This is a genomic window from Actinocrispum wychmicini, from assembly GCF_004345645.1.
Lineage (GTDB): Bacteria > Actinomycetota > Actinomycetes > Mycobacteriales > Pseudonocardiaceae > Kibdelosporangium > Kibdelosporangium wychmicini.
Window position 1 is genome coordinate 191,325 of sequence record NZ_SLWS01000016.1, and the last position, 10,916, is coordinate 202,240.

Sequence of the window (10,916 nt, forward strand, 5' to 3'; positions counted from 1 at the left end):
GGATCCGCGCTGCGGCCGGTTCTCCGCCCCGGTCGCAGCGCCCCCAGGAGGGCTACTCGGGGTGTTTGTCCTGGGGGTACCAGCGCAGTTCGACCGTGTTGCCGTCCGGATCGCGCACGTAGATCGACTGGGCGTCGCCGCGGGCGCCGTAGCGGCCGACCGGTCCTTCCAGGACGGTGAACGTGCCGGAGTCGATGACCTCCTGCCAGTCCAAGGGCTCGACGACGAGGCAGATGTGGTCCACGTTGGACTCGCCGCGGTCACGGGCGACCAGGTCGATGATGGTGTCCGCGGTGACCCGCACGGACGGGAACGGAGCTCTCCCGGCCCGCCAGTCGTCCACCCGGACCGGTTCGAGACCGAGCGGCCCGCAGTAGAACGCCAGCGAGCGCTCAACGTCCGCCACGTTGAGCACCACGTGGTCGAAGCCTGTGACTCGCATGCGGTTTCCTTCCGGTACAACGTCACCGCTGGGATCACGCGGTCGTGTTTTCAGCGTAGCCCGGCGCACCCTTCACAGCGCGTTCGTCAGCACAGTGTGGGCGCGGTCGAGCGGAGTCCAGAAGCTGAAGGGTTCCAGGCCGATCTTGGAGCGGTCGGCGAGCACATAGGCATGCCGGGCGCAGTGCAGCATCGCGTGCTTCAGGTGCGCCTGTTCGAGGCTCGGTGAACACAGCCCGCGTTGTTCGCTGAGCCCGTCCGTGCTGAGGAAGACCCGGTCCGCACCGATGTGCCTGAGCTGTTCGGTCACCGTGGCCCCGACGATCGCCTCGTCCGGGTGAAGCAGTCGACCACCGAGCACGATCAGGTCAACCGTCGTGCTCTCCGCCAGCGCGAAGATCGCGGTGAGACCGTTGGTGACAACGGTCAACTCGCGGTGTGCGAGATGGGTGGCCAGCCGGCCGGTCGTGGTGCCCGCGTCCAGGACGATCACCTCGCCGTCCTGGACCAGGTCCGCCGCGTTCCGGGCGATCTCGTCCTTCTCGGCCGCATGTCGGCCGAGCTTCTCCCGCACGTCTCGCTCGACCGCGCCGCCGTACGTGCGGACCACATGTCCGTCGCGGGCAAGGAGGCTGAGATCCCGGCGGATCGTGGAGGGGGACACCCGGAACCGGTCGGCCAGTTCCTGGATGTGCCGTGCACCGTCCCGCACCTCGCCGAGCAGCCTCGCCCTTCGTTCGTCCGCGTTCGTTGAGGCCTCCCTTCGTAGCGAACGGGAATCGGGGGAACAACGCGCCGGTCAGGTCGTCGCCGATCATCAGTATCCGTGGCTTGCTCATTCTGAGCATTGATGATGCTTGAATTGAGCAGAAAGTCAACCCGGGACCACGCACCCGGGCCGACATGGCAGCATCTGCGCCTACGGGGACCGGAACGCACCGCCAACCGGTCGGCACCACTGGGATGAACGGCGGACGAAGGGGAGAGCTGTGCGCGTCCTGTCGGTTGACCTTGGCACGTCCAACACCGTGGCTGTGCTGTCCGCACATGGGCGTCCACCCCGGGTGGTCGAGGTCGACGGGTCGGCGACCATGCCTTCCGCCGTGTTCGCCAGCGAGGACGGGAACCTCGTCGTCGGCCGGGACGCCGAGCGCCGGGCGCGACTGGACCCCTCCCGGTTCGAGCCGAACCCGAAACGCCGCGTCGACGAAGGCACCCTTCTTCTCGGCGACACCATCGTCCCGGTGACCGACTCGTTCGCCGCCGTGCTGCGTCGCGTCACCGACGAGACCTCCCGCCAGTTGGGCGGCGCGAAACCGGACGAGGTCCGGCTGACGCATCCCGCCCAGTGGGGTCCGGTCCGGCGCAACGTGCTGCTCGCGGGCGCCCGGCTCGCCGGGATGGGATCCAACCTCGTCCTGGTACCCGAGCCGGTCGCGGCCGCCGCGCACTTCGCGTCGTTCCCCGGGCAGTCCCTCACGCCTGGCAAGGCCCTGGCCGTGTACGACCTCGGCGCGGGCACGTTCGACATCGCAGTCGTCGGCGCCACCCAGCACGGCTTCACGGTTCTGGCCGAGGACGGCCTGCCTGACCTCGGCGGCCTCGACGTGGACCAGGCTCTGCTCGAACACGTCGGCCGACAGGTGTCACACCGCGACCCGGGCCGCTGGCAGCGACTGCTGCGCCCGGAGACCACCGGCGATCGGCGGGCACAGCGTGCGTTGCGGGAGGACGTGAAGGCCGCCAAGGAGGCGCTGTCACGGCACCCGCAGACCGAGGTGCCGATGCCCGAGCCGTTCGACGACGTCCTCGTCACCCGGGCCGAACTGGAGGCGTTGATCCGGCCCAGCCTGCTGCGCAGCGTGGAGTTGCTCGCGGCGACCATCCGCGGCGCCGGGATGACCCCGGACCGCCTGGTGGGCATCTACCTGGTCGGCGGATCGAGCCGGATCCCGCTGGTGGCGACGTTGATCGCCGAGCAGCTCCGGGTCGTGCCGACCAGTCTCGACCAGCCCGAGACGGCCGTGGCCCTGGGTGCGCACCACGTGCCGCAAGAGGGCATCAGCATGCGTACCCAGGAAGTGACGGGCGCGCTGGCCGAGGACCAGCCGACCACCACGATGACCCCGGTCCGCGCCGGGGCGTACCGCGCCGGTCCGCAGACCCCGCCGAGCGGTGGTTTTCCCGCCCAGCAGCAGCCACCGTCCTTTCCGCACAGCGGTCCGATGCGGACGCCACTGCCGGCCAACTTCCCGACCACGTCGACCACACCGACGCCGGAGAAGAAGAAGCCGAACCGCAAGCTGCTGATCGGCCTGGGCGTGCTGGTGGTCGCGGCGCTGGTGGCGGTCGGCGTGATCTTCCTGTTGCCGTCCGGCAACGGCGTGCCGACCGCGCAGGACTGCCAGTCAGTGGCGGACAAGGACAACAAGGGCTTCACCAAGTGCCTGCGCCAGCTCGCCGGCGGCGTCGCGGACAGCAGCTCGTCCTGTAAGGACGGTCCGCAGAGCAGCGGCATGGACGCGAACGCCGGCTTGATCACCACGTGCGCGCTGAGCGACGACTACCAGGTGTCGTACTTGCAAGCCACCACGCAGGCCGTCGCCAACCAGGAGGCCGACAAGGTGATGAACACCCTTGGCGGCGACCGTGTACAGGCGGACTGGAAAGGCAACGGCCTGGCGGGTCAGTACAAGGCTGCTGTCAGTGGCGGCGCGGGCAAACTCGTGTTCACCGTGCAGGACCGGCCGATCATCGGCGTGTTGGCCAAACTTCAGTCGCACGACAGCAACGGCTACACACCGAGCACGCTCGCGGACTACTTCGAGAAGAGCGTTCAGCCCGGCACGTGACCCTGGTGGCACCGTCCCGCCCGGACGGTGCCACTCGGCATCCGATCGCGCCGAAAGTCAAGCCCCACCGGCCTGACTGTGGACAACTCACGGCCCTGTGGATAACCCGGTCCTGACCACCCGGTTCTGTCGGTCCCCTCCGGTAACGTTGAAATCGGGGGACCCATAGGGCGCTGCGATAGCCGGCAACATGGGCACGGGTCCGCTATGACCAGGGGATCTCGACACTCACATGATCAACGAGACGCGCGCCAGGTCACGTCCGGGGCGTCCAACTTCGCCGCCGTGGAAGGGAACTCTCGCGGCGCGAGGAGGATGTCATCCCTGCTGGTGCGATTCGGTGATCTGGGCGCGGAGACGTGCTTCCTGCTCCTGGAGTTCCGGGGTGAACGCGTCGCCGAAGTGTTCCGCCTCGACGACTTCGCGGACCTCCAGGTTGAGCTCGATGTGCGGCGGGCAGGGCACCCGGCCGGCCCATTCCATGGCCTCGGCCAGCGAGTCCGCCTGGATGATCCAGAAGCCGGCGACCAGTTCCTTGGCCTCGGTGAACGGACCGTCGGTGATGGTGGTCTTGCCCCCGGACTTCTTCACCCGCGCGCCTTTGCCGCTGTCCCGCAGACCCTCTCCGGCGAGCAGGATCCCGGCGTCGGCCAACTGCTGGTTGTACCCGGCCATCGCGGCGAGTTCGGCCTCGGTGGGGATTCGGCCCGCGTCGGTCTGCTCGTTCGACTTGATGATCATCATGAAACGCATCGGTTGCGGCTCCCTGGGTCGTCGGTTGCCGTGACTCTAGCGGCGGTTGCGGTACGCGCGGATGAGGACGACGAGGGAGGCGACGAGTGCCGCGACGGACAGTACGGTCAGCGCGATCGACTCGAATCCGGTGGGCGGCTGCACATCACTAGGGTAGGCGGCGATGCGTACCACCGTCTTTCGCAACCTCATGGCGACCGAGTTCGGCGCGGTCCGGGCCGAGATGCTGGCTCGGGACCACGTGCTGGCCGCGCTCGGCGGCCGTACGGTCGACCAGGCGTTGGAGGCCGGCCTGCCGCCCAAGGAAATCTGGCGGGCTGTCTGCGACGACTTCGACGTGCCGCCCGAACGCCGTTAGATTCCCTGGTCGGCCTGGAGTGGCCGGGTCGTAGTCGGGTGGCCACGGCGTGTCGAGGGAACAGGTCGAACAGGTGTTCGCTACGATGGCCCGGACCGGCGAACCCCGAAATTGTCGGTCCCCCCGCGTAGCGTCCGTCCCGACCTGAAACCGCTCGACCAATTGAGGTGGACTTCCCAAATGGCACCAGCAGCACCCGACAGGGGCAAGGCCCTCGAGCTCGCCCTCGCCCAGATCGACAAGCAGTACGGCAAGGGCTCCGTGATGCGGCTCGGCGAAGAAGCGCGCGCGCCCATCAAAGTCATCCCCACCGGGTCCATCGCCCTCGACGTGGCGCTGGGTATTGGTGGCCTGCCCCGTGGCCGGGTCGTGGAGATCTACGGCCCGGAATCCTCCGGTAAGACGACCGTCGCCCTGCACGCGGTGGCCAACGCGCAGCGCGCCGGCGGCATCGCCGCGTTCATCGACGCGGAGCACGCGCTGGACCCTGAGTACGCCAAGGCTCTCGGCGTCGACACCGACGCGCTCCTGGTGTCCCAGCCGGACACCGGTGAGCAGGCGCTGGAGATCGCGGACATGCTGATCCGTTCCGGCGCGCTGGACATCCTGGTCATCGACTCGGTGGCGGCCCTCGTGCCCCGCGCCGAGATCGAGGGCGAGATGGGCGACAGCCACGTCGGCCTGCAGGCCCGGCTGATGAGCCAGGCGCTGCGCAAGATCACCGGCGCGCTCAACAACTCCGGCACCACCGCGATCTTCATCAACCAGTTGCGTGAGAAGGTCGGCGTGATGTTCGGTTCGCCGGAGACCACGACCGGTGGCAAGGCGCTGAAGTTCTACGCGTCGGTCCGGCTGGACGTGCGCCGCATCGAGACCCTCAAGGACGGCGGCGAGCCGGTCGGCAACCGGACCCGCGTCAAGGTGGTCAAGAACAAGGTGGCCCCGCCTTTCAAGCAGGCCGAGTTCGACATCTTGTACGGCCACGGCGTCAGCCGCGAGGGTTCACTCATCGACATGGGTGTGGACCAGGGTATCCTCCGTAAGTCCGGCGCCTGGTACACCTACGAGGGCGACCAACTCGGTCAGGGCAAGGAGAACGCGCGGAAGTTCCTGCGCGACAACCCGGACATCGCCAACGACATCGAGAAGCGCATCCAGGACAAGATGGGTATCGGCCCCAAGCTGGACGCACCGGAGGAGGCCGCCCCAGCACCCGTTGACTTCTGATGCCGGAGCAGGACTCACTGGCCTGGCTGACGGACTGGGTGGTCGAAAACCGAGCGGCGGAGCCCAAGGAACCCGCCAACGATCCTTGGGCCGAGCACGACCGGGAACCTCGGGTACCAGCACCCGGCATCGATGCTCAAGCCGCCGAGGTTCCGGATCCGGCGACTCGGACTTCGGCACCGCGCGAACACGGAACTCGAGTCCAGTCGAATCCCGAGACGCGCGGTGACGTCGCCTCGCACAGCCGAGGAGCGGTGGCGAGGCCAGAACCTGAACCGTCAGGGCGTGCGTCTTCGGGAGGACATGCGGCTGATCCCGTCTTGGTCAGCCAGCCGGACCCCGCGGCGATGCTTGAGGCGTCGGTGAGTATGTCTCCGCGAGCGACTTCGGGAGCGGACACGGTTGATCCCGCCTTGACCGCTCGGCCGAACCCCACGGTGTGTGGTGAACCGGAGCGGACAGAGCAGGATCCGGCGCAGGCTTCGGGCTCTGCCGGTGACGAGGTGACGTACGCCGAGCCGACCTCTTGGGATGAGACGGCGCAGGGCGATCGCGGCCGCCAGGACCCGGGAACGCCCAGGCGACCTTTGGACAGTCCGGCTCGGTCGGATTCGGCTGCCCGAATCTCGGAGTTGCGGGAGCGGTTGGCGCAGACCGAGCGAGCCACGCAGGCGCGTGGTGAGGCGAAGCGGCGGCGTCCGCTTCTCGACGATCCTGAGGAGGCGTCGCGGGATTCGGAACCTCGGGTCGCGGAACTGCTTGGGCTCGGGGCTCGGGTTCCGGCGGACTTCAGGGTGCCTGATGATCCGGCACGGAATCGGAGTGGTGTCGTTGCCGACTTCTCGGCTGGCACAGACGGAGAACTGCCGGTTGAGCGTGAGGGCGGTGGGACTGGGCAAAGGCAGTCCAGGGGCCGAGGTGGGTCTGGCCGCTGGGGTGCGTCTGGAGGCCGAGGCGAGCCTGCGGGCTGGGAATCCGGAGGATTGGCCGAGTCCGACGGCCGACAGGAGTCCGGGCGTGGGGACGAGTCTGGGCGGCGAGGAGAGTCTGCGGGCCTAGGAGAGTCCGGTCGCGCACGGGAGCCCGGCCGGCCGGGGGAGTCCGGAGGCCGACGTGAATCTGGTCGCCGAGGGGAGTCCGCGGGTCGAGACGAGCCGGGGCGTCGAAGGGAGGCCGAAGGGCAAGTGAAGTCCGGCGGCCGACCTGAGCCTGGTCGCCGAGGGGAATCCATAGGCGAGGGGGAGTCTGGGCGGCCAAGGGAGTTCGGAGGTCAAGCGGAGTCTGGAGGTCGCGAGGAGTTCGGCCGCCAAGGGGAGCCCGTGGGCCGAAGGGAGTTCGGGCACCAATGGGAGTCCGGTGGGCGCGACGAATCCGGCCGCTTGCGGGAGTCCACAGGTCGTGAGGAGTTTGCGCGCCGCGAGGAGTCTGCAGGCCGAGGGGAACCGGGACGTCGAAGGGAGTCCGGCAGCCAACCGAAGTCCGGCGGTCCACCAGAGCCTGGAGATCGAGGGGAGTCTGCGGGTCAGGAGGAGTCGGGGCGCCGCAGGGAGTCTGGTCGCCTACCGGAGTCCGGGGGGCGAGACGAGTCTGGGCGCCGCGAAGAGTTCGCGGTTCGCGAAGAGCCCGCGGTTCGCGAGGAGTCTGCAGGTCACGAGGAGTCTGCGGTTCGCGAGGGGTCGGGGCGTCGAAGGGGGGCTGGAGGTCGGAGAGAGGCTGCTCGTCGGGAGGGGCGTTGGGGAGAGGCTGGGCGGGCCGCTGCGTCGGATGATCGTGATCCGGCGGCCAAGGCGCGGGATATTTGTCTGCATTTGCTGACCGCTCAGCCGCGTACTCGGGCTGAATTGAAGAAGGCGTTGCTGCGCAAGGCGATTCCGGATGAGGTGGCTGAGCAGGTGCTTGGCCGGTTGGATGATGTCGGCTTGATTGATGACAAGGCGTTTGCCGATATGTGGGTGCGCTCGCGGCACACGTATCAGGGTATGGGGCGTCGGGCGTTGTCGGTCGAGTTGCGTCGCAGGGGTGTCGACAATGAGACGGTTGCCGAGGCGGTCGCTGCGGTGGACTCGGACGCGGAGGAGGAACGGGCTCGCCAACTGGTGCGCAAGCGGTTGCCGTCGATGAGTTCGGCGGACCAGCCCACCAAGATCCGTCGCCTGGTGGGGATGCTGGCCCGCAAGGGATACACCCAGGGCCTTGCCTACCGTGTGGTCAAGGACGAGCTGAACAATCTCGGTGAGGAGACCGACCTGCTCGACGATGTATGAGGCCGCCCACCCAGTTCGGCGTGGTCCGCGAGTCCAAGTGGGCACCGCGACAAGGGAGACGCGCGCAACTCCCGCGTCCACCGCTGCGACTCGGCCGGGAGACGTGGCTGAGGTTCGGAGTGCCAGGGTCATGTTCTGCGCCACCTGAAGCTGGTGCAGAGTAGGCGGACCTTGGACACGACCCGAAGATCGGGGGAAGTGCCTGCGCTGATGGCAGCCTTCGGTGTACGGCATCGGGATGCGGTCATGATGTCGGGTGGTTTCCGACCAGGAGTAGGGCGTCGAGCAGCCGCCACCAGTCGGGTTCGCTGAGATCACGTCCCATCACGGCGGCGACCTGTGTCAGGGCTGTGATGACTCGTGCTGGGACGTCTTCGTCGTCCAGTGTGTCGGCGAGTAGTCGCATGTCGCGGCGGAACCGTTGGGTGCGGCTCAACCGGACCAGTGATGGTGGAACAGGCGCGTCTGGCTGTGGCGCGTTGGACGTGGCGAAGGTGATCGTCAGCTCGGTGCCGAGGGCTTTGGCGAGACGGTCCAACGCGGTGGTTGTGGGGTTGCCACGACCGTTCTCCAGGTTGGCGACGTACGGGACGGAAAGGCCCGCGTCGGACGCGACCGACGCGACAGTGCGACCGGCGGTGGTTCGAAGCGCTCGGAGTTGTCGTCCCATGTCCTGGTGGTCCATCTCCCGATCCTATCTTGACAGAACACTAATCATGGATAGTGTCTTGAAGAGATAAGAGGGGGTGTGATGCTGCAGGCTCTGCGCGTCCGTGACTTCCGGCTCTTATGGGGTGCGCGACTGGTCAGTTCGCTGGGTTCGTGGCTCTTGGTCATCGCTGTGCCGGCGCACGTCTTCGCGATGACTGGTTCCTTGAGCGCGACCGGGTTGACCGTTGCCGCCGAGTACCTGCCTTCCGTGATTCTGGGGCCGTTCGCCGGCGTTGTCGCTGATCGCGGGGATCGTCGGCGACTGATGGTGGGCGCGGACTTGTTCCGTGCCGTGGCTGTCGCGTCCATGCTGGCCGCGCAGACACCGGGCACGGTGTGGATCGTGTATTTGGCGCTGGTGGCAGAAAGCGCTGGGACCGGGCTGTTTCGGCCTGCCGCTCAGGCGCACACCCCGGTTGTCGTGGGCACAGGCCCGCGGTTGAGCAGCGCGAATTCCCTGAACGCGTTCGCGGACGGCACAGTACGGCTTGTTGGTGGACCGGTCGGCGCGGTGCTCATGGTGATCGCCGGCTTCAACTTGCTGGTCCTCGTCGACTCCGCGAGCTATCTGGCCTCCGCCGCCGCCATCATGATGACCCGGCTTCATGGTCAGCCACGGGGACAGCGAACGACGATCCGCGACCTGATGTCTGATCTGACCGAGGGGTGGTCGGCGCTGCGGTCAGAGCGGTTCGTGAGGGCGCTGCTACCGATCACAGTGGTCCTTCTGCTGGCCGATGCGGCCTTGAGCGCGCTCCTCGTTCCGTACGGGCTGAGATACCTGGGTGGTAGCCAGGCGCTTGGCGTGCTGATGTCCGCGTTGGGAGTCGGTTTCCTCCTCGGCGCGCCGTTGTCGCGACTGCTCGTCGACCGATGCCGGCCGCAGTACGTTCTGAGCGTCAGCCTGGCGGTGACCGCGATCGGCTTCTACTTGCTGTTCCACTCAGGACTGGTCTTCGCGTCGCTGGCGGCGGCGGGAATCGGGACCGCGGGATCAGTGGCGTTGACAACGCCGACCGTCTGGATGCAACGCATCCTGCCCAACGCTGTACTTGGCCGGATCTGCGCGATTTTCTTCGCCTGTGAGGCGACTACCTCGTTCGCCGGAGCTCTGCTCGGTCCGGCGTTCGCGCAGACGTCTGGGCTGTCGGCAGTGGCGACCGGCGCGAGTGTCGCCACGCTCATCGCGGCGGCAGTGTGTCTGCGGTTGCCTCAGGCTCGCAGTGGCGCCGCGATCTCCGCCGGCAACGGGTAGGGACGTTCCGTGGACAGCAATGCTGTTGCCTCGTCGGCAACCGGTTTTGGCGAACACATAGGACTGCGCTGGCGGGACACCGGGCGACGACGGTAGGAATGATCCATGACCACCCTTGGTGTTGTATTCCGGCCTCAGTTGCCGCCCGAACGGCTGCGTTCGGTCGCGAAGATCGCGGACGACTCCGGTCTGGCCGAGCTGTGGCTCTGGGAGGACTGCTTCTGCGAGAGCGGCATCGCCAGCGCCGCCGCGGCCCTGGCGTGGACGGAACGGGTCACGGTCGGTGTCGGGCTCCTTCCGGTTCCGCTGCGGAATGTGGCCATGACCGCGATGGAGGCGGCCACGCTGTACCGGTTGTTCCCGGACCGGGTGACGCTGGCCGTCGGCCACGGCGTTCAGCGCTGGATGGGGCAGACCGGTGCACGGGTGGATTCGCCCGTGACGTTGCTGCGTGAGTATCTGGTGGCGCTACGCGCGTTGCTGCGTGGCGAGCGGGTTACCACGAACGGCCGATACGTGACGCTGGACGACGTCGCGTTGGAATGGCCGCCGAGCTACGTTCCGCAGATCCTGTCCGGGGCGACGGGGCCGCATACGTTGCGGTTGAGCGGTGAGGCCGCGGACGGAAGCGTTCTCGATTCCATCAACCCGCCGGACGGTGTCCGGCAGGCCATCAAGCTCATCGACGAAGGCCGGGCCAGAGGCGGACGCACTGACCGCCACCGGATCGTCGTGTACCTGTACGCGGCAACAGGCGATGGTGCCCAAGATCGCCTTCGGGCGATGTTGGCGGGCCGAGGTGAGAACACCGACCTGGGGGTGGCGGGCGACGCGCGGGCGATCGCGGCTGCCGTCCGCGAGTTGGCGGACGCGGGGGCGGACACCGTGGTGCTCGTTCCCACGCCCGATGAGCCGGACATCGAAGGGCTCGTTCGGCTCGCCGCCGAAGAGGTTCAGCCGCTAGTGGTCACGACCGTTAGTTCGTCGGGGGTTGATCATGCTGCCAGTGGTTGAGGTGCGTGGCGATCGTGACGGCTGATTCTGTTGAGCAGTTG

At 67.7% G+C, this 10,916-nt stretch carries 10 protein-coding genes; 6 read left to right on the forward strand and 4 right to left on the reverse strand.

Features of this window, described 5'->3' with window-relative positions; genetic code table 11:
• Window positions 1-52 precede the first annotated feature (52 nt).
• A complete protein-coding gene (locus tag EV192_RS48395) occupies window positions 53-442 on the reverse strand; it encodes a VOC family protein (RefSeq protein ID WP_132125539.1) in 390 nt (129 codons plus the stop codon).
• A gap of 72 nt (window positions 443-514) precedes the next feature.
• A complete protein-coding gene (locus tag EV192_RS48400) occupies window positions 515-1,153 on the reverse strand; it encodes a DeoR/GlpR family DNA-binding transcription regulator (RefSeq protein WP_243727554.1) in 639 nt (212 codons plus the stop codon).
• Between the two features lie 277 nt (window positions 1,154-1,430).
• On the opposite strand from EV192_RS48400, the gene EV192_RS48405 reads away from it, so the two are divergent.
• A complete protein-coding gene (locus EV192_RS48405; RefSeq protein WP_132125541.1) occupies window positions 1,431-3,293 on the forward strand; it encodes an Hsp70 family protein in 1,863 nt (620 codons plus the stop codon).
• A 318-nt stretch (window positions 3,294-3,611) separates the two neighbouring features.
• Here the strand turns inward: EV192_RS48405 and EV192_RS48410 are convergent, their stop codons facing one another.
• Window positions 3,612-4,046 (reverse strand): YciI family protein, encoded by a 435-nt coding sequence (locus tag EV192_RS48410; protein ID WP_132125542.1) that lies wholly within the window; start codon window positions 4,044-4,046, stop codon window positions 3,612-3,614.
• 163 nt (window positions 4,047-4,209) lie between these two features.
• Between EV192_RS48410 and EV192_RS48415 the strand changes: the two genes are divergently transcribed.
• From EV192_RS48415 to EV192_RS56545, 3 genes are all read left to right on the forward strand, one after another.
• Window positions 4,210-4,404, forward strand: a complete 195-nt coding sequence (locus tag EV192_RS48415; RefSeq protein WP_132125543.1) for a DUF3046 domain-containing protein — start codon at window positions 4,210-4,212, stop codon at window positions 4,402-4,404.
• Window positions 4,405-4,584: 180 nt separating this feature from the next.
• Entirely contained in the window at window positions 4,585-5,631 is a 1,047-nt protein-coding gene (gene recA, locus EV192_RS48420; RefSeq protein WP_132125544.1) for a recombinase RecA, read from the forward strand.
• 1,796 nt (window positions 5,632-7,427) lie between these two features.
• Window positions 7,428-7,895, forward strand: coding sequence for a regulatory protein RecX (locus EV192_RS56545; protein ID WP_424923448.1), 468 nt, complete (start codon window positions 7,428-7,430; stop codon window positions 7,893-7,895).
• A 244-nt stretch (window positions 7,896-8,139) separates the two neighbouring features.
• Here EV192_RS56545 and EV192_RS48430 read toward each other — a convergent pair whose 3' ends face one another.
• Window positions 8,140-8,580 carry a helix-turn-helix domain-containing protein gene (locus EV192_RS48430; protein ID WP_132125545.1) on the reverse strand — a complete coding sequence of 147 codons (441 nt, stop codon included), beginning with the start codon at window positions 8,578-8,580 and terminating at the stop codon, window positions 8,140-8,142.
• A gap of 66 nt (window positions 8,581-8,646) precedes the next feature.
• Between EV192_RS48430 and EV192_RS48435 the strand changes: the two genes are divergently transcribed.
• Complete coding sequence (locus EV192_RS48435) at window positions 8,647-9,861, forward strand: MFS transporter (RefSeq protein ID WP_132125546.1); 1,215 nt, start codon at window positions 8,647-8,649, stop codon at window positions 9,859-9,861.
• Window positions 9,862-9,966: 105 nt separating this feature from the next.
• Window positions 9,967-10,875, forward strand: a complete 909-nt coding sequence (locus EV192_RS48440; protein WP_132125547.1) for an LLM class flavin-dependent oxidoreductase — start codon at window positions 9,967-9,969, stop codon at window positions 10,873-10,875.
• Window positions 10,876-10,916: the final 41 nt, after the last annotated feature.